The sequence below is a fragment of the Streptomyces sp. NBC_00028 genome (assembly GCF_045041065.1).
Lineage (GTDB): Bacteria > Actinomycetota > Actinomycetes > Streptomycetales > Streptomycetaceae > Streptomyces.
The window spans coordinates 5,483,758-5,506,743 of the sequence record NZ_CP108293.1 but is presented as its reverse complement, the minus strand read 5'-3'; the positions used below and the strand labels follow the sequence as shown (position 1 = coordinate 5,506,743).

The following is a 22,986-nucleotide window of genomic DNA, read 5'->3' as shown; positions in this document are numbered from 1 at the left end:
ATGGAGACCTCTGATTCCTTCCTACGCGCCTGCTGGCTGTCGTGGCTCGCGGTGGAAACCGCCGACCGGGCCGAGGTGGTGCGGGCCCTCGGCCTGACGGACGTACGGGAGACGGACTGGGCGGCGGGCGTGGACCTCGTCGACGAGTTGGCGCACGAGGAGGAGGCGCCCTACTCCACTGTCGTCGTCCCGCCGCCCATGCGGGGATGGACCCTGGCGGTCGGTCGCTACTTCGGCCTGCCCTTCCCCGAACAGACACACCAAGTCACCGACCTGTGCCGGAACTTGAGCGCACGCTTCGGCAAGGCCCAGCTCTACTTCCACAGCGAGCAGAACACCGGGGAGTCGTGGCTGATCGCGGAACACGGGCGGGTCCTCAGACGCTGGATCACCGAGTACCCGGCGCTCGCCCTGGGCGAACCGTTCGGAGTGGAGCGCCGGCTCCTCGACGCCTACGGGATCACCGGCCGACCCGAGGATCTCGACCCCGCGAGCGATCTGGCCGGCGACTGGGCAGCGACCTGGGGCGGCTGCTGGGCCACAACGGTCGCGGCAGAATCAAGCCTGGACCCCACCGAGACACCCCCTGACTCAGGCGTGCCGCTCCGCATGCTGGTGGCTCAGGCGCCCGCGTGGGCGACTCACGGGGAAGTGGTGGAGATCAACTGATCGGCGGAGCAGGGAATCGATTTGCCGGGTGAACGGGGGCGGCGGAGAGAAGAACCGCTGGTCGGGAGCTGCGAACGTGGGGGCATCGCCAACGGGTCGGCAGGTACCGGGTGTTCGGGCTCCGATCCCTCTGCTTCCACTACCGCTCTGGAGTTCCCCTTGCGTGTTCGCCGTATCCTCACCAGCGCCCTCGGCTCCGCCACCCTCGTGCTCGCCTCCGTCGGTGCGATCACCGCGAGCGCGGGTCCGGCCGCCGCGGATCCCTGCGGGTTCTACGAGACCGGCTCCGACGCCTACTACAACCACTGCACCTCGGACGGCTCCCGCATCGTCATCGAGATCGACGACTGGGGCCCCAACAGCGAGCGATGTGTGGGCCCCGGCGTGACCTGGCTCGGCGCCGCGTCCGGCATCGACGGCGCCTGGTACACGGGCCGCACCTGCTGAGACGAACGCCCAGGGCCCGGATCGTGAAAATGCCCCTGAGCCGCGCTGTCCGCGCGGCTCAGGGGCATGATCGCGAAGGCTACTTCTTCTTGCCCTGGTTCTTGACCGCCTCGATCGCCGCCGCTGCCGCGTCGGGGTCGAGGTAGGTGCCGCCCGGGGTGAGGGGGTTGAAGTTCGCGTCCAGTTCGTAGGACAGCGGGATGCCCGTCGGGATGTTCAGGCCCGCGATGTCGGCGTCGGAGATGCCGTCGAGGTGCTTGACCAGGGCGCGGAGGCTGTTGCCGTGGGCGGCGACGAGGACCGTGCGGCCGGACAGGAGGTCCGGGACGATGCCGTCGTACCAGTACGGGAGCATGCGGACGACGACGTCCTTCAGGCACTCCGTGCGGGGGCGCAGCTCCGGCGGGATGGAGGCGTAGCGGGGGTCGGAGGACTGGGAGAACTCCGTGCCGTCCTCGAGGGGCGGGGGCGGGGTGTCGTAGGAGCGGCGCCACAGCATGAACTGCTCCTCGCCGAACTCGGCGAGGGTCTGCGCCTTGTCCTTGCCCTGGAGGGCGCCGTAGTGGCGCTCGTTCAGGCGCCAGCTGCGGTGGACCGGGATCCAGTGGCGGTCGGCGGACTCCAGGGCGAGCTGCGCGGTGCGGATCGCGCGCTTCTGGAGGGACGTGTGGACCACGTCGGGGAGCAGGCCGGCGTCCTTCAGGAGTTCACCGCCTCGGACTGCCTCCTTCTCGCCCTTCTCGTTGAGGTTGACGTCCACCCAGCCGGTGAACAGGTTCTTCGCGTTCCACTCGCTCTCGCCGTGGCGGAGGAGGATCAGCTTGTACGGTGCGTCGGCCATGCGTATGAGCGTAATCCAAGGGCCGCGACGCCCGCGCGGGCGCTCGATGGGCGGACTGTTGACTGGATCTGTTAATTGAGTGGCCTTGGCCGAGCCCCTCGCCGTAAGTTCTCATCGCCGCTTGAGACACTTACCGCCCCGGGGGATCCGCCATGCCACTCGTCACCGTGAGACGCGCCCTGCGGGAGACCGTCTCCGGGCTCCCCCGCGAGTTCTGGTGGCTGTGGACCAGCACCCTCGTCAACCGGCTCGGCGCCTTCGTCGCCACCTTCATGGCGCTCTATCTGACGCTCGACCGGGGCTACAGCGCGGCCTACGCCGGCCTCGTCGCCTCGCTCCACGGGCTGGGCGGGGTCGTGTCGTCCATCGGGGCCGGGGTGATGACCGACCGGCTCGGGCGGCGGCCCACGCTGCTCGTCGCGCAGGCCTCCACCGCGGCCTCCGTCGCGCTGCTCGGCTTCATGCACGACCCCGTCGCCATCGCCGCCGTCGCCTTCCTCGTCGGTCTGACCAGCAACGCCTCACGGCCGGCCGTGCAGGCGATGATGGCCGACATCGTGCGTCCCGAGGACCGGGTGCGGGCCTTCTCGCTCAACTACTGGGCCATCAACCTCGGCTTCGCCGTCTCCTCCATGGGCGCCGGGTTCATCGCCGAGTTCAGCTATCTCGCCGGCTTCCTCATCGAGGCCGCCATGACCGCCGTCTGCGCGATCGTCGTCTTCCTGAAGCTGCCCGAGTCACGGCCCGAGCGCACGCCCGATGAGGAAAAGGCGGACACCGGCGTCGGTCTGCGGACCGTGCTGCGCGACGGGCGGTACATGGGCGTCGTCGGGCTGTCCTTCCTCATCGCCCTCGTCTTCCAGCAGGGCGCGGTCGGACTGCCGGTGGCGATGGGCGAGGCCGGGTTCACGCCCGCCGACTACGGCATGGCGATCGCTGTCAACGGTGTCCTGATCGTCGCGCTGCAGATCCCGGTCACCCGGTTCATCCAGCACCGCGACCCGCGTCGGCTGCTCGTCATCTCGTCCCTGCTCGCCGGGTACGGCTTCGGACTCACCGCCTTCGCCGGGTCCATCGGCGTCTTCGCCCTCACCGTCTGCGTCTGGACGCTCGCCGAGATCGTCAACGCCCCGACCCAGACCAGCCTCGTGGTCCGTCTCTCCCCCGTGCACGGCCGCGGCCGCTACCAGGGCATGTACACCCTGTCCTGGGCCGCCGCCGCCCTCATCGCCCCGCTGATGTCCGGGCTCGTCATCGACCACTACGGCGCCGAGTGGCTGTGGGGGCTGTGCGCCGTCGTCGGGACGGTGGCGGGGGTGGGGTACGCGGTCCTGATGCGGCGGCTGCCGACCGAGGAGCCGACGCCTGCGAAGCCGGCCACCGCCTCCGCCGCGCCCGAGGTCAGCGCCGCCTGAGCGAATGACGACAGACTCCGAGGTCAGCGCCGACTGAGCGAACGACGACACACTCCGAGGTCAGCGCCGCCTGAGCGAATGACGACAGGCCCCCTGCCCGCATTTCCCAGCGGGCAGGGGGCCTGTCGCCTTCGGTGGATCAGAGACCGGCCGTCACGCTGACCTGGTGCGGCAGCGCGCCGAGGGTGCCGCCGAGGGCGCCCAGGGCCGTCGCCTTGACGCCGTCGAGCTGCGCCAGGACGTCGTCGCTGCTGAGGGTCGTGTCACCGGCGGTGACGGTGATCTGCGGGGCCAGACCGCCCGAGACGGTGTCGAGCTCGGCGTCGGAGAGGTCGAGGGTCCGGACCTGGGGAGCGGAGTTCATGGGGAAACTGCCCTTCGCATGGAATGGAGTGCACTGCACATGGGGGGAATCGCCCCGCGGGGGACAGCGGGCGGGGCGCGGTGCACAGGATCAAACCACCGTGCGTGCCCGGCATCCAGTGACCTGGCCTTCGTAGCACCGCAGTTGCGCAGACCGGCGACCGAACCATGGGGGAACGCACACCATTTGGGGGCAGCTTCTCTACACCCCGCCCCACACAGGGAGCCGACAGCGACCACCCCCGCAGCCGCGAATCGGACAACCCGCCCCAACGGCCGTCTCCCACGGCCCGGTTGCGCGAGCGCTGTGCAGATTCCGTCACGGATGCATCCGCGCCCCTTTCATGACCTTGTCCACGGCGTTGCGCGGGCCGTACACCGCGATCCCCACCAGGTCGAGGTCGGCCGTCCGCACGGCCCGGACCGCCGCCCGGTTGTCGCGGTCGTTGCCGGTCGAGAACAGATCGCTCGTGAAGACGGACCGCGGCAGCGCGCGCGACAGCACGCGCGCGTGGGCCGCCTTCAGCGTCTCCTTGCTGCCCTCGAAGACCAGCACCGGCTGCCGGAACATCGGCAGATACGGCACCCCGTCCGCGTCCCCGTACGGCTCCCCGACCACCTCGGGGACCTCCGTGCCGAGGCCGCTGACGAGGAACGCGGTCACGTTCAGCCGCTGCCAGGTTTCCAGGTCCTCGCGCAGCAGGACAGCGATCTTGGTGTCGAAACGGATGGGTTCGGTGGTCGTGTCGCTCATGCGTCGAGACTCTCGAACGTCTCCCGACGTCGTCTTGTACGTTCTTTGCATGGCCGCCCGGCAGGAAGTCTCCGCCTGGCGCCCGGCCGTCCCGGGTGTCAGGGAGGTCTTCCACGCGCACTTCACCGGGTACGCCTATCCGATGCACGTGCACGAGGCGTGGACGCTGCTCATCGTGGACGACGGGGCCGTACGGTACGACCTCGACCGGCATGAGCACGGCACCCCGCACGACACCGTGTCGCTGCTGCCGCCGCACGTCCCCCACAACGGCTCCCCCGCCGGCCCCGGCGGCTTCCGCAAACGCGTCGTCTATCTCGACACCACGGTGCTGGGCGAGGATCTCGTGGGGCCCGCCGTCGACACCCCCGATCTGCGGGACCCGCTCCTGCGGCGGCGCGTCGGACAGTTGCACCACGCCCTCGACCACCCCGGCGACGAGCTGGAGGCGGCCGGACGGCTGACGCTCATCGGGGAGCGGCTGACCGCCCATCTACGGCCCCGCCTGGGCACCGACGTCCGGCGGCACGCCGACCCGGGACTCGCCCGCCGGCTGCGGGAGCTGCTGGACGCGCGGATCGTCGAGGGGGTCGCCCTGGAGGAGGCCGCCGCCCTGCTGCACGCCCATCCCGCCCATCTCGTACGGGCGTTCAGCACGGCGTACGGCATCGCCCCGCACCAGTACCTCAACTCCCGCCGCGTCGACCGCGCCCGCCGGTTGCTGCTGGAGGGGCGGCGGCCCGGCGAGGTCGCGGCGGCCACCGGCTTCTTCGACCAGTCCCATCTGACCCGTCACTTCCGGAAGTTGGTGGGGGTCACACCGGGGCGGTACGCCAGGTCAGCTTGAGGGGCGGTACGCCACGTCAGCTTGAGGGGCGCGGTACGCCACGTCAGCTTGAGGGGCCGTCCGCCGGACGCTGCGTGAGGTGCGTGAACGCGTCCAGGTTGCGGGTCGACTCGCCGCGGGACACGCGCCACTCGTACTCCTTGCGGATGGCGGTCGCGAAGCCCAGTTCCAGAAGGGTGTTGAAGCTGTCGTCCGCCGCTTCCAGGGTCTGGCCGAGGAGGCGGTCGATCTCTTCGGGGGTGACGGCGGCGAGCGGGAGCTTCGCGGTGACGTAGATGTCGCCAAGGCGGTCGACGGCGTAACCCACGCCGTACAGCTTGAGATTGCGCTCCAGGAGCCAGCGGTGGACGCCGGACTCGTTCTCGTCGGGGTGGCGGATGACGAAGGCGTTCAGGGAGAGGGAGTGGCGGCCGACGAGGAGGGAGACCGTCGTCTTCAGCTTGCGGGTGCCGGGGAGCTGGACGACGTAGGTGCCGGGGGTGGGGCTCTCCCAGTCGAGCTCGTTGTCCTTGAGGACGGCCTCGATGACGCGCGCCGCGTGCTCCGTTACCTGCGCCGCTTTCTCCGTGTCAGCCATGGTGGGAGCGTACGTGACGGCGGTGGGCCTGGGTCGCGGCCGTGTAGACGTCGGCCGTCGCCGCCGCGGCGGTGTCCCAGCCGAAGGACTGCGCGTGCCGGGCCGCGGCGGCGCCCGCGCGGGAGGCCAGTTGCGGGTCGTCGGCGAAGCGCGCGAGCACGCGCGCGTAGTCGGCGGGGTTGTGGCCGCGTACGAGGAAGCCCGTCTCGCCGTCGCGGACCGCCACCGGCAGACCGCCGACGGACGCGGCGAGGACCGGGGTGCCGGCCGCCTGTGCCTCTATCGCCACCAGACCGAAGGACTCGCTGTACGACGGCATGACCAGCAGCGACGCCGCGCGGAACCAGTCCGCGAGCTGGTCCTGGCCGACGGGTGGGCGGAAGCGTACGACGTCCGCGATGCCCAGGCGGGCGGCCAGCTTCTGCAGGCCCTCCGGCTTGGCCAGGCCGCTGCCGCTGGGGCCGCCGACGATCGGCACGACCATGCGGGAGCGGAGTTCCGGACGCTCGTCGAGGAGGACGGCGACCGCGCGCAGGAGGATGTCCGGGGCCTTCAGGGGCTGGATACGGCCCGCGAAGAGGGGGATGAGCGCGTCCTGGGGGAGGTCGAGGCGGGCACGGGCCGCTGCGCGGCCGTCGGCGGGACAGAAGCGGTCCAGGTTCACGCCGGGGTGCACCACCGCGACCTTGGCGGGGTCGGCGTCGTAGTGGTGGACGAGTTCGTCGCGTTCCTCGGTGGTGTTCGCGATGAGGCGGTCCGCCGCCGTGACGATCTGGGTCTCGCCGATGACCCGGGCGGCGGGCTCGGGGGTGTCGCCGTCGGCGAGGTTGGCGTTCTTGACCTTGGCCATGGTGTGCATGGCGTGCACCAGGGGGACGCCCCAGCGCTGGGCGGCGAGCCAGCCGACGTGGCCGGAGAGCCAGTAGTGGGTGTGGACGAGGTCGTAGTAGCCGGGGCGGTGGCCGGCCCAGGCCTGCATCACGCCGTGCGTGAAGGCGCACAGCTGGGCGGGGAGCTCCTCCTTGGCGAGGCCCTCGTAGGGGCCCGCGTCGACGTGGCGGACCAGGACGCCGGGGGCGAGCTCGACGGTGGGAGGGAGGGACGCCGTGGTGGCGCGCGTGAAGATCTCCACCTCGATGTTGATCGCGGCGAGGCGCTGCGCCAGCTCGACGATGTAGACGTTCATGCCGCCCGCGTCGCCGGTGCCGGGCTGGTGCAGGGGGGACGTGTGCACGGAGAGCATCGCCACGCGGCGGGGGCGGCGGTGCAGCCTGAGGCGCGGGGGCGTGGCCGGGGAACGACGCCCGAGCCTGCTGACGTACTGGCTCACGTGGCGTTTCCTCCTTGCAGCGGGCATGCCGGACGGAGGGTGTGGGGCGCCCTCCACCGGGGTGCAACGTCGGAGGGACTGGTTCCCATTCCAGGGGCGGGGGTTTTTGCCCTTGCATTACCGGGGGTCGCTCAACTGTTCGGGCTTGCGTTGCGTTGTGGTCGGCTCGGGTTGAGTGGGGGGCGGGGCCGCGCCGGGGGGTGTCCGTCCTCGGAACGGCGCGGAATCGGTCACCTATAAAGGGCGCCCGTGCTGACGCGCCAACCGCTGCGGGCGGACACCCCCCGACACGTCCCCTCACCGCCGTGCCCGGGTGCCGGTCCGTTCGCGCGCGTGTGCCGCATAACCTCGTACGTATGACTTCTCGCGCCGCCCGTCGTCCTGTGGGCACTGTTACGCGCGGGACCACCAATCCCAATCGCTTGCGGCGCATGGATCGCTGGATCGCCGCCGTTCATGGGGCCGAGCTGCGGCGGGCCGTTGAGCCTGTGGCTGTGGATCTCGGGTATGGGGCCGCTCCCTGGACCGCCGTCGAGCTGTTGGGGCGGCTGCGTACCGTCGCGCCGCGTGTGCGGGTTGTCGGGGTGGAGATCGAGCCTGCGCGGGTTGCCGCTGCCAAGCCGTACGAGCGGGAGGGGCTCGTTTTTCGGCACGGGGGGTTCGAGATTCCGACCGTTGAGCGGCCCCTGCTGGTGCGGGCGGCGAATGTGCTGCGGCAGTACGACGAGGGGGAGGTGGCCGGGGTCTGGGCGCGGATCTGTGGTCGGCTCGCGCCGGGTGGGCTGCTTGTCGAGGGGACCTGTGACGAGATCGGGCGGCGGCATGTGTGGGTCGCGCTCGGGGTGGAGGGGCCTTCGACGGTCACCTTCGCGGCGCGGTTGGGGTCGTTGGAGCGGCCGTCCGATCTTGCCGAGCGGCTGCCCAAGGCGCTGATCCACCGGAATGTCCCCGGGGAGCCGGTGCACGCGTTTCTGCGGGACTTCGACCGGGCGTGGGCCGCTGCCGCGCCCTATGCGTCGTACGGGGCTCGGCAGCGGTGGATGCGGGCCGTGCGGGAGTTGCGGGCCGACTGGCCTGTGGTGGACGGGCCGGTGCGGTGGCGGCAGGGGGAAGTGACCGTGGCGTGGGAGGCGTTGGCGCCCCGGGGTCGCTGAGCTGCGGGGAACGATCTCTGTGAGTCGTTCGTCACAAAGGCGGGGAGATCGTCTTACGGCGGGAGGAACGGGGGGAGGGACGTACTGCCTCTGTCGTTTTCTGTCACGCCATGGCACGATCCCCGGGCGACCGTAAGTTACTGACGGTAAATCAGTTTGGGGGCTGGGGTATGGGTGCGGGCAAGCGCGGGCTGGTGACTGTTGCTGTGACCGTGGTCTGTGCGGTCACTGTGCTGGCGGCGCCCGGTACGGCGTTCGCAGCGCCGACCCCCACTCCGACGCCCTCGGCGTCCGCCACTCCCGTGACCAACAAGGACCTTGAGGCCGTACGCACCCAGCTGGACGCCCTCTATCACGACGCCGCCGTCGCCACCGATCAGTACAACGCCGCCGAGGAGGCCGCCGACCAGCAGTCGGCCGCGATCGTGGCGTTGGCGAAGAAGATCGTCAAGGGGCAGGAGAAGCTCGCCGAGTTGAAGCAGCGGGCGGGTGCGGCGGCCGCCGCCCAGTACCGCAGCGGCGGACTGCCCGACGAGGCGCAGCTGATGCTCAGCGACGACCCTGAGGACTTTCTCAACGGCGCCGGGCGGGTGCTCCAGGGGCAGCGCGCCACCAAGGGGCTGCTGGCGGAAATGACCCGCACGCAGGAGGACTTGGAGCAGTACGCCGAGGACGCCTCATCGCAGTGGAACAAGCTGGAGGCCAACCGGAAGGCCAAGGCCGCCGCCAAGAAGAAGGTCAAGAAGCAGATCGCCGCCGCCGAGGAACTCGAGTCCAAGCTGGAGAAGGAGGAGAAGGAGCGCCTGGCGCGGCTGGAGCAGCAGGCCGCCTACAAGGCGCAGACCGCCTGGCTCGACTCCGGGATACTCGCCGAGATCGACGGCAAGGCGTCCACGCAGGGCAAGAAGGCCGTGGAGTACGCGACCTCGCAGATCGGCAAGCCGTACGAGTGGGGCGCCGAGGGGCCGGGGTCCTACGACTGCTCGGGGCTCACCTCGCAGGCCTGGGCCAGTGCCGGGCAGCCCATTCCGCGGACCTCGCAGGAGCAGTGGAAGCAGCTGAAGAAGATCGACATCAAGGACATGCGGCCCGGCGACCTCATCATCTACAACTCCGATGCCAGCCATGTCGCGATGTACCTGGGGGACGGCGCGATCGTGCACGCCCCGCGGCCGGGACGGACGGTGACGATCGCGGGGGCCGGGTCGATGCCGATCCTGGCGGTGGTGCGGCCTGACGCGTGAGTCGGTCGCGGGCGGTTGAGACCGGGGTCACGTGACGCAGGGCACCTCGGGCGTCGTACAAACGCGGTGCGGACGTGACGTTCGTCATTCCCGCACCTCGGGCAGGGTGTCCAACTGCGGTAGGGAACGCGGCATATGACAGTGGCCGCCCGCCGAGCCGCGTGCCGTGCACCATTCCGTTGCGGCGCCGACTACCGCTATGGTCCCCGTCGGTGGGTCGAGGTCCCTCGCCCCACCATGCCCTCGGGGGGAGGGAAGGAACCCAAGACGATGCCCGTACCCGTACCGCGGCAGAGAGCGATCCCGGCCGTGGAAGGTGGTCAGGCGCAGGCCGCGACAGCAGTCGGCGGCCCGGTCGGCAGCCCTCTGGGCGGCCCTCCGAAGAACGAGGCCCCGCGTAAGGACGGCACGGTCGAGAAGCACCACGGCACTCCTCTGACGCTGCTGGTGATCGAGGACGATCCCGGCGGCTCGACGCTCGTGCCCGAGCTCCTGGACTCCGCCGGCAACCCCATCCGCGTCCGCACGGCCCGCAATCTCACCGAGGCCGAGCGTCTGCTCACCGACGACGTCCACTGCATCCTGCTCGACCTGGCCCTGCCGGCCCCGGCGCGCGGTGATGACCACGACGAACTCGCCGTGCTCAAGCACGTGCTCCAGCTCGCCCCGCGGCACGCCGTGCTCGCCCTCACCGCCTCCGGCGACGCCGAGCGCGGCACCGAGGCCGTGCGCGTGGGCGCCCAGGACTATCTCTTCCGGGACGAACTGGACAGTCGGCTGCTGAGCCGCGCGATCCGTTACGCCGTCGAGCGGAAACGTTCCGACACCGCCGAGCGGCGGCTCGCGGAGGGCCGTGTACGGGCGCAGGAGAACCGGCGCCTGGAGCGCGGGCTGCTGCCCACACCGCTGCTGGAGGGGTCCCCCCTGCGGTTCGCCGCGCGGTACCGTCCCGGGCGTTCGCGCGCCCTGCTCGGCGGTGACTTCTACGACGTCGTACGCACGGCCGACGGGACCGTCCACGCCATGATCGGCGACGTCTGCGGGCACGGGCCCGACGAGGCGGCCCTCGGCGTGGAGCTGCGGATCGCCTGGCGGGCGCTGACCCTCGCGGGGCTGTGCGGGGACGAGCTGCTGGGGACGCTCCAGCAGGTCCTGGAGCACGAGCGGGCCGACGACGAGATCTTCGCGACGCTGTGCACGGTCGACATCGCGCCGGACGGCCGCCGGGCCGGGCTGTGCCTCGCCGGGCATCCGGCGCCGCTGGTGGCCCGCCCCGGGCGGCCGGCGCAACTGCTGCCGTACGACAACAACGGCCCCGCGCTCGGGCTGCTGCCCGGGGCTCGGTGGCCGCGGATGCAGGTGGAGCTGGGGCGGGAGTGGAGCCTCATGCTCTACACCGACGGGCTCATCGAGGGGCACATCGGGGTGGGGCGGGAGCGGCTCGGGCAGGACGGCATGGTGGAGATGGTGCGCCGACAGCTCGGGGAAGGGCTGCGGGGCGAGGCGTTGTTGCGGGCTGCCGTGAACGAGGTGCGGGAGCTCAACGGGGGCGAGTTGGCCGATGATGTGGCGGTTGTGTTGTTGGATCGGCTGCCGTAGTCGGGCGTGCTCGGACGGGCCGGATGCAGTCGCTCGCACGACGGTCAGCGGCCTCCGTTGTACGGGCCGTACGGGCCGTCGCTGCTGGAGCCGCCGCGGCGGCCACCGCCGCCCGACACCTGCTTGACCGCGGGCCGGACGTCCACGATGTAGACGATGCTCGCGATCACGCCGATGATCGGCAGGAACGACAGGATCGAGAACAGGTAGCTCACCGCGAGCGCGATGGCCAGGATGATCAGCCAGAACACCTTGGTCTGCTTGTCGGCAGCGCGGAACGCGTCCTCCCGCCTGAACGCCGCATCGAAGAGGCCGAACGCGGCAAGGGCCATGAGGACGATCTTCAGCAGCCCCATGAATCCCGCGAAGCCCAACATCAGCACAACATCCACCACCTGACTCGGCTCGTCATTACGCGGTCACCGTACCCGTACAACGGGCCGGACACCCCCGAGGTGCCCGGCCCGTTGTCCAGCTGCCCGTCGGTTACTTCGCGGGCGGCGTCGTCTTCTTGGCGGTGGTCTTCTTCGCCGGAGCCTTCTTGGCGGCCGTCTTCTTGGCCGGCGCCGAAGCTGCGGCGGACGCGGAAGCCGGAGCGGCGGCGGGCGTCGGAGCCGGCTTGGGCTCCTCCTTCTTCACCTCGACGGGCTCGGCGCTCGGCTCGACGGCGATGGCCAGCTCCTCGATCTCCTCGGCGGCCTCGCCACGCCAGGTCTTCACGGCCTGCTCGCCGTGCTCGGCGACCTTCTCGTAGGTCTCCCGCGCCTTCACGGCGTACTCGGCGGCGACGCCGACGCTGCGCAGGGCGAAGTCCTGGGCGCTCTCGCCGAACTTCTTCAGATCGGCGTCGAGGGTGGTGCCGAGCTTCTTGATGTCGCCGTCGAGGCTCGCGATGAACTCGCCGACCTTGGCCTGGAGGGACTCCTGCGCCTCCTTGGCCTTGGCACCGGCCTCCTTGGCGCGGGCGGCGGCCTTCTCCTGGACGGCCTTGGGGTCGGTGCCGCGGACGGCCTCGATCTTGGCCGGGGCCTCGGCGCGCAGCTGCTCGACGATGCCGGGGACCTTCTTGGCCTGCTGGAGGGCCAGGTCGGCGGTGCCGGCGGCGAAGTAGAGGGGGGTGGGGTCGCTGAAGGTCTTACGGAGGTCGTCGGTGATGGCCATGGTGATGGTTCTCCCGGGTCGCTTGCAGATGAGGGTTTCGGGTTCCGCGGTCAGTGGGCCCTGTCTCAGTCGGGCGGCTGCCTCAACTGGCCGTCTGCTGCGGATCGGCGTCGCTGCCGTCGGCTGTGCGGGTGCCAGGCGCGGCGTCGTCGCCGCGGTCCTGTATGTCGGTGGTGCCGTCGGTTTCGACGGCCCCGGGGTCGGCGTCGGTCCCGAATCCGTTCTCCTTGCGGAAGGACTCGTAGATCTGGAGCAGCACCTGCTTCTGCTGCCCGCTCAACGTCGGGTCGGCGAGGAGGACGGCACGCGTCTCCACCTCGTCCCGGTCCCGCTCCGCGTCGAGGATCCCGGCCCGGACGTACAGCGTCTCGGCGGAGATCCGCAGCGCCTTGGCGACCTGCTGGAGGACCTCCGCGCTCGGCTTGCGCAGCCCGCGCTCGATCTGGCTCAGATACGGATTGGACACCCCGGCGGCGTCGGCGAGCTGCCTGAGCGACAGCTGCGCGTTGCGCCGCTGTTCACGCAGATACTCACCGAGATTGCCGACGTTCAGCGATGCCATGGCTCCACTGTGCCGCACGACCGCTAACTGTTGCAAGCACCCGCTTGCAAAAGTGCGCCACGCCACTCCCAGGGGCGGTCAGAACGGCAACGGCCGTCCATGCACCACCTCCAGCCCCGTCACCGCCCGCGTGAGCACCACGTACAGCCGGTGCAGCCCCCGTTCCTCCGCCTCCGCGATCGCCGCGGGCTCGACGGCGACGACGTGGTCGTACTCAAGGCCCTTGACGAGCGAGGCCGGGACCAGGGTCAGTCGGGCGCCCAGGTCGTCGGGGCCGGCCGCCGGGACACCGGCCGCGTCGAGCGCCGCCCGCACCCGGGGCAGGTCCGCGGCGGCCGTGATCACGCCCACCGAACCCTCCCGGGCCAGGGCGTCGCGCACGGCGGCGACGGTCGCGCCGCAGAGGTCGTCCCCCGCCTCCCGGATCCTCAACTCCCCGTCCGCGCGCAGGGACCGCGCCTCCGGTACGTCGACGTCCAGCTGCCGCAGCAGCCGGTTGGCCAGCCCTACGACCGCCTCCGGCACCCGGAACCCGGTGGTCAGCGGCACGACGGCGGCGTCTGGCCGGCCAAGGTGGGTGAGCAGCGCACCCCAGGTGCGGGCCGCCCACGGCGTGGTCCCCTGCGCCAGATCCCCCAGCACGGTCAACGAGCCGAAGGCGACTCGCCGGGCGATGGCCCGGCACTCCATCGGGGAGAGGTCCTGCGCCTCGTCGACGACGACATGGCCGTACCCCTCCGGATGTTCGATCAGCCCCGCGACCTCGTCGAGAAGCACGAGGTCGGCGGCCGACCAGCGAGCCGACTTCCATGACCGCGGCGGCCCGGCCCAGAGCAGTACCCGCTGCTCCTCGTCCTCCAGCACCCCATCGGCCGCGGCCGCCAACACCCCTTCCGTCCCGAGCAGTTCGGCGACGACCTCCTCCGCCCGCACGCGCGGCCAGACGGCGTCGACGTACGGCCTGACCGCCGTCGACATCTTCCGCACCCACGCGTGCGGCGGGGGCCCGGCCCGCCGCTCGGCCAGCGCCTGGACATAGCCGACCGCCCGTGTCCGCACCCGCTCGCGCCCGACGGCGTACGGCGGTTCCTCGGCCCGCACGTCGGCCACGATCCGCGCGAACTCGCCGGCCGGCACCCGCCACCGGTACGCCCCTTCGGGAATCGCGATCTCCTCGGCCCGCGCCGCGGACACACGCGCGTACAGCGCCCGCCGCAGCACCTCCGCCATCCGCGGGTCGTGCTTCAGCGCGGCGGCGCGTGCGTCGTCGTGGCCGGTGACCGGGTGCCGGCCGATCTCCTCGGGCAGCGTGGACTGCCGTACGCCGGTCTCGCCGAGGGCGGGCAGCACCTCCGCGATATAGGAGAGGAAGGTGCGGTTGGGCCCGAGGATCAGCATGCCGCCGCGCCGGATGCGCTGGGGGTGGGTGTAGAGGAGGTAGGCGGCCCGATGCAGTCCGACGGCGGTCTTGCCGGTGCCGGGGGCGCCCTGCACGCAGACGGAAACGCCAAGGTCCCCTCGTACGAGATCGTCCTGCTCGGGCTGGATGGTCGCGGCGATGTCGCGCATGGGGCCGACGCGGGGGCGTTCGATCTCGCGGACGAGGATGTCGCTGGCGCGGTCCTCCCCCCGGCTCAAGTGCTCGTCCTCGTGACCGGTCAGGTCCCGCGACTCCCCCTTGCTGCCCGGCGCCCACCCGAACCGCCGCCGCACGGCGACACCCTGCGGATCGTGGGCGCTCGCCTGATAGAAGGCGCGGGAGACCTGGGCGCGCCAGTCGACGACGAGGGGCGGGGCGGCGGGATGCTCACTGATCCGGAGCCGGCCGACGTGGTACGCCTGCCCGGCGTGCTCACCGCCGTCGAAGTCCAACCGGCCGAAGAACAAGGGCCCTTCGGGCAGCTCCCGCATCTCCTTGGCCTTGCTGCGCAGCTGGTACCCGAGGACTTCGGCGTCGGCCCCGGAGGCGGAGACGTTCTCACCGACGACGACCTGCTCCTGGGCGCCGTCCACCATGGCGGCGAGGGCGGCGCGGCAGGTGTCGTGGTGGGCGCGTTCGAGGGGGAGGGTGGGAAGGGTGGGGAGAGCGTGGAGGGAGGGGAGGGCGGCCGGGTGGGGTGAGGTCATGGGACCGAGCCTACCGGCATAACGTAACCGAGTTAATTTTTTTACCGAGTATCACTCGCTCCTGGGCCGGGCCTAGGAGTACCGCGGCAACGCCGCCTCCAGCAGATCGAACGCCCGCTCGGCATCCCCGAGCGCCACCGCCCGCACCGCGTCGACGGGCTCCCCCGCTCCGATCCGCCGCCAGTTCTCCTGCGCGAGGACGCGGCGTACGGCGATGATCTGCCCGGCCGCCAGCCGCGCGTCGAGGTCACCGCCGAGGGCCGTGGCGAGGGCCTCCTCGGAACGTTCGAGGTGGACGTACATACGGGCGACGAGCGCGGGCGTGCCGTAGAGGAGCTCGTAGAACGCGCGGACGGCGGGGTGGTCGCTGACCCCGGTGATGGGATCGGCCTGCGCGACCCCCTCCAGGAAGTTCTGCCGCAACGACTCCAGCGGCGCTCCCCGCCCCTCCCGCACCACCCGCGCGGCCTCGTCCTCGTGGTCGGCGATGCGATGGAAGACGAGATCCTCCTTCGCCGGGAAGTAGCGGAAGAGGGTCGGCTTGGAGATCTCGGCCGCGGCGGCGATCTCGGCGACCGAGACGGCGTCGTAGCCCTTCTCCAGGAAGAGCCGGATCGCGATCTCGGAGACCGTCTCGTACATCCGCTGTCTCTTGCGTTCGCGCAGCCCGATCTCGTCCATGGGGTCGAGCGTAAGGGCGCCGCGGCACAGACCCCTCGACGCCCCTGCCCCGGTTGCCCTTGACCTCAAGTCCGGTCGAGGTCGAAGACTGCCCGCACGGACACGTCGACGACGAACGATGGGGGCAGATCATGCGAGCGGCACAGGTACAGGGGTTCGGCGGCCCGGAGATGCTGGTCCCGGTGGACCTCCCGGACCCGGTTCCCGGCCCGGGCGAGGTACTGATCGAGGTCGCGTACGCCGACACGATCTTCGTGGAGGCACAACTGCGCACGGGCTGGGGCCGCGAGTACTTCCCGACGACACCGCCGTACGTCCCCGGCGGCGGCGTGTCCGGAGTCGTCGCCGCGGTGGGTCCGGACGTGGACGACGCCTGGCTGGGCCGCCGCGTCGCCTCCCACGTCACCGGCAGCTACGCGTCCAAGGCCACGGCAGCGGTCACCTCCCTCACGCCGGTCCCGGCCGGCCTGGACCTCCTCACCGCGGCGGCCCTGGTCCACGACGGCGTCACGGCGACGGGCCTGCTGGACCTGACCGCCGTCACCGCCGACGACCAGGTGCTCGTCCTGGGCGCGTCGGGCGGGATGGGCACGCTGCTCGTCCAGCTGGCGCGGTCCCGTGGCGCCCGGGTGACGGCCCTGGCCCGGGGTGCGGAAAAGCTGGCACTGGTAAGGGAGTTGGGGGCCACGGCCGCGGTGGACATCACGGACGACGACTGGCTGGGACGGGTGCGGGAGGCGATGGGCGCGGACGGGGCGCGGGAGGCGATGGGTGGAGAACGGGTGCGGGAGGCGATGCGCCGGGACGGGGCGGACGTGGTCCTGGATGGGGTGGGCGGCCAACTGGGTGCGGCGGCCCTCGCCTTGACGGCGGACGGCGGACGGTTCTCGGCCCACGGCGCGCCGACCGGCGGCTTCGCGACCGTCGACACGGCCGAGGCCGAGCGGCGGGGCATCAAGGTGTTCGGCATCGGGGACGTGCAGTTCGGGCCGGCGGAGGTGCGACGGCTCATGGCGCGGGCGTTGGAAGAGGCCGCGGCGGGGCGGTTGCGGGTGGTGATCGGGGCGGTGTTTCCGGTGGAGCGGGCCGGGGAGGCGCATGCGCGGATCGAGGGGCGGGGGGTGGTGGGGAAGGTGCTGCTAGAAGCCTGAGGGGCGTCGGATCCCTTCATGTCTCTGATGCCGTAGGAGCGACCTCGCGATCTGCGAGGCACTCGGTACCCACAGCAGATCGAGGGGCTCCTCTGCGGCGCGCAGCACCCTCCGCAGCGTCCGGGCGGCGCGGGCCAGGGCCAGCCGGTCGAACCCCGGTCCGTGGTGCAGCGACGACGACACCCGGATGACATCGGTGAAGACCGACTGCGCCCGCTTGAAGTCGAGGAGCCGTGGCAGGTCGTCATACCAGCCGGCCGAGCTGCCGGGGCGTATGCGCTCGACGATCCGGCACCACTCCTCGGCCATGCGATCTGCTTGGTCGGCCGGATACCGCATCAGGTACAGGTGGGTGGCAAGGTCGTAGAGCGGATCCCCGAGCACCGCCAACTCCCAGTCGATCGCCCAGAGCCGGCCCATGGGGTCGACGATCAGGTTCTTGCGGTGCAGGTCCGCGTGCAGCAAGCAGAAGGGGCGCTCTGTCAGCGCGCCGACGTTCTTCCTCAGGCGGATGAACGACTCGCCGCCGACGCCCAGTTCCTCGAAGAGAGTCCCGAACTCCGCAAGGTTCCTCTGGTAGACCCGCTCTTCCATGAAGATGATCAGGCGTTCCAGGAAGCCACTGGTATCGCCGTCCTCGCCGCGGTCGCGAGCCTCACAGCGCCGCTCGACCGGCAACATGTCCGGGGTGATCCTCACCATCTGCCGGAAGAGTTCCAGCACTTGGCCGAAGACCGCGTCGGGCAAGCGCCGTCCCGCCCAAGCGCGCGAGGGGAGAACGCTTCCTTCGACAAACCTCTGGAACCTCATGCCCCCGATGTCAAGGACATCGGGAATGACGTCGATGTGCCCCTGCAGCGATTCCAGAAGCTCCTCTTCCGAGGAGAAGCACCGCCGGTCGAACCACAGGATCTCCTCACGCGGTTCCCGGACCTTGATGGCGCCCGTCGCGCCCGGCAGCGGGAGGACGTAGGTCTCGTGGTGATATCCCTTCAGCGGCCCCCGGACGGCCGAAGCATCACCCGACAGCTCATCGGCGCGCTGCCTCGCTCCCGACACGAGTTCCGGGCCCATGGGCATCCCTCTCCCCCATCACACCGAGCAATGGAGCGTACGCCTCAACCACGACCTCCGCCCCCGCACTTCGGGACGGATCCATGTCATACCCGATGAACCGGACACCCATCCTTCGGGCCGCCACGACGTCGGCATCCGTGTCCCCGAACATCACCGCGTCCTTCGGCGACAGGCACAGATCCCGCAGGGCCCGTCGCAGGACATCGGGGTGCGGCTTCATCAGGTCGGGATCAGTCGTGCGGCCGTGGATGAAGGCGAAGCACTCGCGCAACCCGTGAAGCCGCAGATAACGATCGGCGACCTGCGGGGCGTTGTTGGTGACCACGGCCAGTCGGACCCCGCGCCCGGCCAGCCCGCGGACGAACTCCTGCGTGTCCGCGGGAGGCGGCGGCGCGGTCGACGCGGCGGCCATCTCCCCTTCGGTCAGGCGCCGTTCCAGTCGTACCACCAGGTCCTGGAGGTCTCCGTCCTTGACGCCGAGGGCGTCCAGTTCCGCTCCCCACCGAGCGCGGTGCATCGCACGCAGCACCAAGTGCGGGTCCTTGCTGTCCCGTTCGTCCTCCGACAGCAGCTCCGGGACCTCGGCGGCGAGAACGATGGCACGGAGCGCGTCGGCCACCTGCCTGGAGGAATCCCCGGGGAACAGCCGGCAGAGGGGGCCGTCGAAATCGAAGAGGACACACCGGGCCCCGGCGAGCAGAGCCCGCGCCGCGGCTACCACTGGATCACCGGCCCCAGGGTCAGTGCGGTCGTGATCACTCCGCCCAGCAGGCCGCTCACCGCTCCCGGTCCGCGGTGCCCGTGCGTGCGGGTGCCGTCTGCCTCGCTCGCTCCCTCTCCATGCCCACAGGCGAGCGCTGCCCGCCGCTCTTCGTCGCGCCAGTGCCGCAACGCCGCCTCAGCCTCGGGCAGACCGACCGGCGACTCCCCGAGCCCCAACGCCTGCCTGGCCACCCGTACGGCACGGCAGGCCTCGCCGGCGGCCTTGGCGAACCTCTCCTCGGTGGGTTCCTGCTTCAGGAGCCGGAGCGCGGCCCGCATGACGTCGGGGTACACCGACTGGACGCGCTCGAAGGCCATGTACGTGGGCAGGTCTTCCTCCAGGCCCACGATCGCGCCGGGGTGACGGGGGCCCATCGCCCGCGCCCAGTGGCCGATCATCGCGTCCCGCTCCACATCGACGTAGCGCATCCGGACCAGGTGGGTGGCCAGCTCGTGCAAAGGGTCGCCGTACAGGGCGGATTCCCAGTCGATGGGGATGAGCCGCTCCCCGTTCTTCCGCGGCGAGACCACGACGTTGCCCCGATGGACATCCGTGTGCAGCAGGCTGAAGGGGCGCTTGGTGAGCTTTACGACGCCGGGCAGGAACCGTTCTACGGCGTTCTGTGGAGCTCCGACCCCGTCGAACAGCGCGCCGAACCGGTCCAGGTTGGGCCGATAGACCACCTCGATACTGAACCGGGCCAGCCTCTCCAGGAATCCCTGGCAGTCGCCGTCGCTGGGCCAGTCGGCCGGCAGCCCGGGGATGTCGTCCTTCGGCACCCCGGCCAGGGCCACGAAGAAGTCGGCCACCTTCGTCATCTGGACCGTGCCGTAGAACCCTCCCTCCGGTACCTCGTTGGCCAGCACCCTCCCCGGTACATAGCCGACCAAGGTGGAGGTGCCGACCGTCGCGAGGCAGCGCGGCACGTCCGGCAGGTGAGAGCGCACGGTGCGCAGGACCTTCGCCTCGTCGGTCCAGATCCGCGGGACCATCGCGATCGCATCCCCCTGGGGAGTACGGAAGACTCCGAGGGTGCTGGGCCGTTTCCCCAACAGAAGGCCGAGCGGCAACCGCAGTTCCCGGATCTGGACCGTGTGGTGGTAACCGTCGGCAACGATCCCGTCGTCCGCCGCACAGCGGCTCCGCGCGAAGCGGCGCACCAGTGACTGGTGGGCCTGGCGGTGCAGTTGGAACGCCATGGCGGCAGAGAGTAGCCCTCCGAGGACAAGAGCATGGTGCGATGTCAGCATATGGACGGATTCCCTGGCGCTTTGCGGGCTACTGAGCGTGCATGTTCCACAAGGAGTCGAACCAGCTCTTCCAGGCGCTCACCGTTCCGGAGCCCTGCGAGGCCGGGTTCTCGTCCTTGACGAAGTGCGCGAAGGCGGCGCCGACACCCAGGGCGTCGATCGCCTCCACGCCCTCCTTACGCGTCCGCAGCGGAATGGGCCGCTGGACCAATTCGTAGGGAGCGAGGAGCATCTCCGCTCCGTTGACGAGGTACAGCTTGTGCGTCGGCATGAGCCGCATATGGCGGATCTGGAGTTCCACCTCCGACACCCGGCTCTCGGCCTGGAGCCCCAGAAGCTTGTCCTGGATCCAGGCGGTGTTCCTGCGCGTGGTCTCCAACAGCCGTTCCCGGAGCGCCGCGTCGTCGCTCGCGTTCGCTTCCTTCGCCTTCGGGTACGGCCATTCCGCCAGGTCCTCGGCAGGCAGCAGCATGCGTAGGGACAGGCTCCGCAGCCGCGGGTACAGGCCGCCACGGATCCGCTCGTCCTGTGTGTGGATCTGGTGGGCCAGCGACTCCGAGGTGAGGGTGAAGACGTCCAGCGTGACGTCGGCCTCCTCGAACGCCTTGTTCATGAGGTCGCTCAACGTCACGCTCTGCCCGCCGAGAGACGGAATGCGCGGCGGCAATCGGATCACGCGCGTCCCGCTGCCCTGCCGCGTCTCGACCCAGCCCTCACTGACCAGCGTCTTCATCACACGTTGAACGGTGTCCCGCGACACGTGGAACTCCGTCGCGAGGGCCTCCTGCGAAGGCAGGCGGAAGGCGAGACCGTACGTCCCGTTGGCCATGCGGGCCATCAGTTCACTGTGCACCCGCGAGTACTCGGGTCCGCCTACGTCTCGCCGCGCTTCGTCTCGGCCCTGCTCGTCTTCCACGCCGCGATCGTACCCCTCATAGCCTCAAATCGACCTGGCCCCAGGCATCCAACCAGCCTTATCAGTCAAGAAGTTAGGCGATCAGTCCACTTGGGAAGTAACCAGTCAGGTCGTCAATCAAATTGGACGGAAAGTTGTAGGACTGATGACGGTGAAGGGAGTGACGAGCATGGCAGCACCGACCGCTGCGGACCGCTCAACGCCTGAGCGGCTCCACGACATCCAGCAGGGAGCCCACGATGTTCGCGGCGTCCGCCGCGCGCAGTTCCTTCTCCTTCCGCTCGTTGCGCGCGTAGCCGACGAAGGCGACACCCGCTCGCCGGGCGGCCTCGACGTCCGGGGGCGAGTCACCGAGCATCAGCGCGTCCGAGGGCTCCGCGCCGAGATCCTCCAGCGCCCGCAGCAGGCAGTGCGGATCGGGCTTGAGGAGGTCCGGGTCGCTGGTCCGTCCGCGGACGTACGCGAAGCATTCGCCCAGGTTCCGCCCCTTGAGGTACTTCCATACAGCCCGGGGGGAGTTGTTCGTGGTGACCGCAAGCCGTGCGCCGCGCGCCTGCCAGGTCCGGACGAGCGGATCGGCGAAGGCCGTAGGCATGGCGGACGAGACCGCCTTGAGCTCCTCCCGCGTGAGCCGCTCCTCGAGTTCGGCCACCAGGTCGCTCCCTGGCCGACTGCGCCCCACCGCCCGGAACACGTCCCAGGGGTCTGTCGTCTGCCGCTCCACGGGGGTCAGCAGGCCCCCCTCCCCCCTCGCGTCCAGCCACTCGACGAGCCCGCGGGCCACGCCGTCCGCCGAGTGGCCGGCGAAGACTCGGCAGATCGGACCGTCGAAGTCGAAGAGCACATAGCGCGCGCGGGTGATCAGATCCTGAAGGTTCTCCGTGTGCGAGGTCACCGACTCAGTCTGCGCTACGGGACGCGCACGCCGCCGGAGCTAGGAGAGGGTCAGGTCGGTGGTGACGGTTTCCCAGAGGGCGTCGAACCATTTCTGGGACTCCTCCACGAACGCCGCGTCGCGTTGGCCCGCTTCCTTCGCGAAGGAGAAGAGGACGGAGCGGGAGCCAAGGACGTCGTACATCTGGAGGGTCTGGTTCTCGTACTCCTCCTCGCGGCGTTCGAGCATGTAGTAGCCGAGCAGGACTTCGGCCCCGTTGAGCAGGTACAGCTTGACCGGCGGAGTGAAGGGCAGGGCACGAAAGGTGACCTTGACGTCGATGCCGTGGGTGGAGCGCACCGAGTTGAGGTTGTGCTTCAGTACGTGGGCCTGGGCGTTGCGCATCTGCAGCCAGCGCTGGTGAACCGGGTCCTCGTCGCCATCACGTTCCACCAGGACCGGGAAGGCGAGGTTGATGTCCCGGGACGGCAGCAGGATGCGGAACTCGATGGACTGAGGGCGGATCCGGCCCTCGTGGATCTGACGGAGCGCGTCGCCGAGGGCCAGCATCAGGGTCTCGGCGGTGTGGCTCACGACGTCCACGCGTACCCGTGCCGCCGAGAAGGCCTCGGTCATCCTGGGCGCGAGCGAGACCATCGTCGGCTGCGGCGTCCCCCTCACCGGTGCCGGTTGCGCGATGCGCGGCGGACTCCCCTTGCTCACATTGCTCAGGAGCCCGTCCTCCTGGAGCGCGCGCAGCGCCTGCCGCACCGTGCCCCGCTCCACGCCGAACTCCTCGGCGAGTTCGGCCTGGGTGGGCAGCCGGTCCCCCGCCTTGAGGTCGCCCGTGCGGATCCGATTCCGCAGGACGTCGGCGATCTCCTGGGGCGAGAGCCTTCTGCCGCCGTTCACCGCAACGTTCTCCTGAGTCACGACCAAACGCTACAACTCCGGCGCATTCGCCGGGAGTCGTTCGGAAGCTGCCGTCGACCGACCCGTTCGGGGTGGCAGCAATCTCTGGTGGAGGAGGGACCGTCATGCCCGTGATCGTCCAAGTGCTCGCAGTCCTCGTCGCGCTGACGCTCTTCACCTTCGGGGCCAGGGCACGCAACCACACGTGCAGCACCGTGGGCGCGCTGGCGCTCGCCGCGCTGTTCACCAGGCCCGCGCTGTGACCGGGCCGC

The 22,986-nt window shown here is 70.5% G+C and carries 25 protein-coding genes; 9 read left to right on the top strand and 16 right to left on the bottom strand.

What is annotated here, in order from left to right; all coding sequences use genetic code 11:
• Together OG885_RS24885 and OG885_RS24880 are read left to right on the top strand one after the other, a co-directional pair.
• Complete coding sequence (locus OG885_RS24885) at window positions 1-669, top strand: hypothetical protein (protein WP_405735133.1); 669 nt, start codon at window positions 1-3, stop codon at window positions 667-669.
• 159 nt (window positions 670-828) lie between these two features.
• On the top strand, window positions 829-1,116 hold the full coding sequence (locus OG885_RS24880; RefSeq protein WP_405735131.1) for a DUF6355 family natural product biosynthesis protein: 288 nt from the start codon (window positions 829-831) through the stop codon (window positions 1,114-1,116).
• A 79-nt stretch (window positions 1,117-1,195) separates the two neighbouring features.
• Here the strand turns inward: OG885_RS24880 and OG885_RS24875 are convergent, their stop codons facing one another.
• Complete coding sequence (locus OG885_RS24875) at window positions 1,196-1,957, bottom strand: phosphoglyceromutase (RefSeq protein WP_399962702.1); 762 nt, start codon at window positions 1,955-1,957, stop codon at window positions 1,196-1,198.
• A gap of 152 nt (window positions 1,958-2,109) precedes the next feature.
• Here OG885_RS24875 and OG885_RS24870 point away from each other — a divergent pair, with 152 nt between their 5' ends.
• On the top strand, window positions 2,110-3,372 hold the full coding sequence (locus OG885_RS24870) for an MDR family MFS transporter (protein WP_405735128.1): 1,263 nt from the start codon (window positions 2,110-2,112) through the stop codon (window positions 3,370-3,372).
• A gap of 139 nt (window positions 3,373-3,511) precedes the next feature.
• Here the strand turns inward: OG885_RS24870 and OG885_RS24865 are convergent, their stop codons facing one another.
• Complete coding sequence (locus OG885_RS24865; RefSeq protein ID WP_399962698.1) at window positions 3,512-3,736, bottom strand: hypothetical protein; 225 nt, start codon at window positions 3,734-3,736, stop codon at window positions 3,512-3,514.
• Window positions 3,737-4,054: 318 nt separating this feature from the next.
• Complete coding sequence (locus tag OG885_RS24860; protein ID WP_405735126.1) at window positions 4,055-4,540, bottom strand: DUF2000 family protein; 486 nt, start codon at window positions 4,538-4,540, stop codon at window positions 4,055-4,057.
• Between OG885_RS24860 and OG885_RS24855 the strand changes: the two genes are divergently transcribed.
• On the top strand, window positions 4,539-5,336 hold the full coding sequence (locus OG885_RS24855) for an AraC family transcriptional regulator (protein WP_405735124.1): 798 nt from the start codon (window positions 4,539-4,541) through the stop codon (window positions 5,334-5,336). The genes OG885_RS24860 and OG885_RS24855 overlap by 2 nt on opposite strands.
• Before the next feature lie 43 nt (window positions 5,337-5,379).
• Here the strand turns inward: OG885_RS24855 and OG885_RS24850 are convergent, their stop codons facing one another.
• Complete coding sequence (locus OG885_RS24850) at window positions 5,380-5,913, bottom strand: YbjN domain-containing protein (protein WP_405735122.1); 534 nt, start codon at window positions 5,911-5,913, stop codon at window positions 5,380-5,382.
• On the bottom strand, window positions 5,906-7,243 hold the full coding sequence (mshA, locus tag OG885_RS24845; protein WP_405735120.1) for a D-inositol-3-phosphate glycosyltransferase: 1,338 nt from the start codon (window positions 7,241-7,243) through the stop codon (window positions 5,906-5,908). Before mshA ends, OG885_RS24850 begins: the two co-directional genes overlap by 8 nt.
• Window positions 7,244-7,599: 356 nt before the next feature.
• On the opposite strand from mshA, the gene OG885_RS24840 reads away from it, so the two are divergent.
• From OG885_RS24840 to OG885_RS24830, 3 genes are all read left to right on the top strand, one after another.
• The gene (locus tag OG885_RS24840) at window positions 7,600-8,397 is read left to right on the top strand and encodes a class I SAM-dependent methyltransferase (RefSeq protein WP_405735118.1); all 798 of its coding nucleotides are present in this window, start codon (window positions 7,600-7,602) and stop codon (window positions 8,395-8,397) included.
• A 170-nt stretch (window positions 8,398-8,567) separates the two neighbouring features.
• Complete coding sequence (locus tag OG885_RS24835; protein ID WP_405735116.1) at window positions 8,568-9,641, top strand: C40 family peptidase; 1,074 nt, start codon at window positions 8,568-8,570, stop codon at window positions 9,639-9,641.
• A 270-nt stretch (window positions 9,642-9,911) separates the two neighbouring features.
• Window positions 9,912-11,240: a PP2C family protein-serine/threonine phosphatase gene (locus OG885_RS24830; RefSeq protein WP_405735114.1), complete on the top strand. Its 1,329-nt coding sequence runs from the start codon at window positions 9,912-9,914 to the stop codon at window positions 11,238-11,240.
• Window positions 11,241-11,284: 44 nt separating this feature from the next.
• Here the strand turns inward: OG885_RS24830 and OG885_RS24825 are convergent, their stop codons facing one another.
• The 5 genes from OG885_RS24825 to OG885_RS24805 all read right to left on the bottom strand — a co-directional run bounded on the left by OG885_RS24825 (window position 11,285) and on the right by OG885_RS24805 (window position 15,771).
• Window positions 11,285-11,596, bottom strand: coding sequence for a DUF2516 family protein (locus OG885_RS24825; RefSeq protein WP_405735111.1), 312 nt, complete (start codon window positions 11,594-11,596; stop codon window positions 11,285-11,287).
• A gap of 130 nt (window positions 11,597-11,726) precedes the next feature.
• A complete protein-coding gene (locus tag OG885_RS24820) occupies window positions 11,727-12,401 on the bottom strand; it encodes a hypothetical protein (protein WP_405735109.1) in 675 nt (224 codons plus the stop codon).
• Between the two features lie 82 nt (window positions 12,402-12,483).
• The gene (locus tag OG885_RS24815; RefSeq protein WP_405735107.1) at window positions 12,484-12,963 is read right to left on the bottom strand and encodes a helix-turn-helix domain-containing protein; all 480 of its coding nucleotides are present in this window, start codon (window positions 12,961-12,963) and stop codon (window positions 12,484-12,486) included.
• A gap of 78 nt (window positions 12,964-13,041) precedes the next feature.
• Window positions 13,042-15,090: a HelD family protein gene (locus OG885_RS24810; RefSeq protein WP_405735105.1), complete on the bottom strand. Its 2,049-nt coding sequence runs from the start codon at window positions 15,088-15,090 to the stop codon at window positions 13,042-13,044.
• Between the two features lie 72 nt (window positions 15,091-15,162).
• The gene (locus tag OG885_RS24805; RefSeq protein WP_405735103.1) at window positions 15,163-15,771 is read right to left on the bottom strand and encodes a TetR/AcrR family transcriptional regulator; all 609 of its coding nucleotides are present in this window, start codon (window positions 15,769-15,771) and stop codon (window positions 15,163-15,165) included.
• Between the two features lie 131 nt (window positions 15,772-15,902).
• On the opposite strand from OG885_RS24805, the gene OG885_RS24800 reads away from it, so the two are divergent.
• Window positions 15,903-16,922, top strand: coding sequence for a zinc-binding dehydrogenase (locus OG885_RS24800; protein WP_405735101.1), 1,020 nt, complete (start codon window positions 15,903-15,905; stop codon window positions 16,920-16,922).
• On the opposite strand, the gene OG885_RS24795 is transcribed toward OG885_RS24800, so the two are convergent.
• The 6 genes from OG885_RS24795 to OG885_RS24770 form a co-directional block, all read right to left on the bottom strand.
• Entirely contained in the window at window positions 16,911-17,996 is a 1,086-nt protein-coding gene (locus OG885_RS24795; RefSeq protein WP_405735099.1) for a phosphotransferase, read from the bottom strand. The two genes, OG885_RS24800 and OG885_RS24795, sit on opposite strands and share 12 nt — an antisense overlap.
• Window positions 17,953-18,720, bottom strand: coding sequence for an HAD family hydrolase (locus tag OG885_RS24790; RefSeq protein WP_405735097.1), 768 nt, complete (start codon window positions 18,718-18,720; stop codon window positions 17,953-17,955). Before OG885_RS24790 ends, OG885_RS24795 begins: the two co-directional genes overlap by 44 nt.
• Complete coding sequence (locus OG885_RS24785) at window positions 18,714-19,961, bottom strand: phosphotransferase family protein (protein ID WP_405735095.1); 1,248 nt, start codon at window positions 19,959-19,961, stop codon at window positions 18,714-18,716. The genes OG885_RS24790 and OG885_RS24785 overlap by 7 nt, the downstream gene beginning before the upstream one ends.
• 79 nt (window positions 19,962-20,040) lie before the next feature.
• Window positions 20,041-20,928 carry a winged helix-turn-helix domain-containing protein gene (locus OG885_RS24780; RefSeq protein WP_405735093.1) on the bottom strand — a complete coding sequence of 296 codons (888 nt, stop codon included), beginning with the start codon at window positions 20,926-20,928 and terminating at the stop codon, window positions 20,041-20,043.
• A gap of 196 nt (window positions 20,929-21,124) precedes the next feature.
• On the bottom strand, window positions 21,125-21,823 hold the full coding sequence (locus tag OG885_RS24775; RefSeq protein ID WP_405735091.1) for an HAD family hydrolase: 699 nt from the start codon (window positions 21,821-21,823) through the stop codon (window positions 21,125-21,127).
• 39 nt (window positions 21,824-21,862) lie between these two features.
• Window positions 21,863-22,741, bottom strand: a complete 879-nt coding sequence (locus tag OG885_RS24770) for a GntR family transcriptional regulator (protein WP_405735089.1) — start codon at window positions 22,739-22,741, stop codon at window positions 21,863-21,865.
• 98 nt (window positions 22,742-22,839) lie between these two features.
• Between OG885_RS24770 and OG885_RS24765 the strand changes: the two genes are divergently transcribed.
• Window positions 22,840-22,977 carry a hypothetical protein gene (locus OG885_RS24765; protein ID WP_405735086.1) on the top strand — a complete coding sequence of 46 codons (138 nt, stop codon included), beginning with the start codon at window positions 22,840-22,842 and terminating at the stop codon, window positions 22,975-22,977.
• The last annotated feature ends 9 nt before the right edge of the window (window positions 22,978-22,986 follow it).

Bases quoted from the DNA above. Each gene is read 5' to 3' on its own strand.
- OG885_RS24885 (WP_405735133.1), top strand. From the start codon at position 1: ATGGAGACCTCTGATTCCTTCCTACGCGCCTGCTGGCTGTCGTGGCTC.
- OG885_RS24875 (WP_399962702.1), bottom strand. From the start codon at position 1,957: ATGGCCGACGCACCGTACAAGCTGATCCTCCTCCGCCACGGCGAGAGC.
- OG885_RS24870 (WP_405735128.1), top strand. From the start codon at position 2,110: ATGCCACTCGTCACCGTGAGACGCGCCCTGCGGGAGACCGTCTCCGGG.
- OG885_RS24865 (WP_399962698.1), bottom strand. From the start codon at position 3,736: ATGAACTCCGCTCCCCAGGTCCGGACCCTCGACCTCTCCGACGCCGAG.
- OG885_RS24855 (WP_405735124.1), top strand. From the start codon at position 4,539: ATGGCCGCCCGGCAGGAAGTCTCCGCCTGGCGCCCGGCCGTCCCGGGT.
- OG885_RS24860 (WP_405735126.1), bottom strand. From the start codon at position 4,540: ATGCAAAGAACGTACAAGACGACGTCGGGAGACGTTCGAGAGTCTCGA.
- OG885_RS24850 (WP_405735122.1), bottom strand. From the start codon at position 5,913: ATGGCTGACACGGAGAAAGCGGCGCAGGTAACGGAGCACGCGGCGCGC.
- OG885_RS24840 (WP_405735118.1), top strand. From the start codon at position 7,600: ATGACTTCTCGCGCCGCCCGTCGTCCTGTGGGCACTGTTACGCGCGGG.
- OG885_RS24835 (WP_405735116.1), top strand. From the start codon at position 8,568: ATGGGTGCGGGCAAGCGCGGGCTGGTGACTGTTGCTGTGACCGTGGTC.
- OG885_RS24830 (WP_405735114.1), top strand. From the start codon at position 9,912: ATGCCCGTACCCGTACCGCGGCAGAGAGCGATCCCGGCCGTGGAAGGT.
- OG885_RS24825 (WP_405735111.1), bottom strand. From the start codon at position 11,596: ATGGGGCTGCTGAAGATCGTCCTCATGGCCCTTGCCGCGTTCGGCCTC.
- OG885_RS24820 (WP_405735109.1), bottom strand. From the start codon at position 12,401: ATGGCCATCACCGACGACCTCCGTAAGACCTTCAGCGACCCCACCCCC.
- OG885_RS24815 (WP_405735107.1), bottom strand. From the start codon at position 12,963: ATGGCATCGCTGAACGTCGGCAATCTCGGTGAGTATCTGCGTGAACAG.
- OG885_RS24810 (WP_405735105.1), bottom strand. From the start codon at position 15,090: ATGACCTCACCCCACCCGGCCGCCCTCCCCTCCCTCCACGCTCTCCCC.
- OG885_RS24805 (WP_405735103.1), bottom strand. From the start codon at position 15,771: ATGGACGAGATCGGGCTGCGCGAACGCAAGAGACAGCGGATGTACGAG.
- OG885_RS24800 (WP_405735101.1), top strand. From the start codon at position 15,903: ATGCGAGCGGCACAGGTACAGGGGTTCGGCGGCCCGGAGATGCTGGTC.
- OG885_RS24795 (WP_405735099.1), bottom strand. From the start codon at position 17,996: ATGGGCCCGGAACTCGTGTCGGGAGCGAGGCAGCGCGCCGATGAGCTG.
- OG885_RS24785 (WP_405735095.1), bottom strand. From the start codon at position 19,961: ATGGCGTTCCAACTGCACCGCCAGGCCCACCAGTCACTGGTGCGCCGC.
- OG885_RS24765 (WP_405735086.1), top strand. From the start codon at position 22,840: ATGCCCGTGATCGTCCAAGTGCTCGCAGTCCTCGTCGCGCTGACGCTC.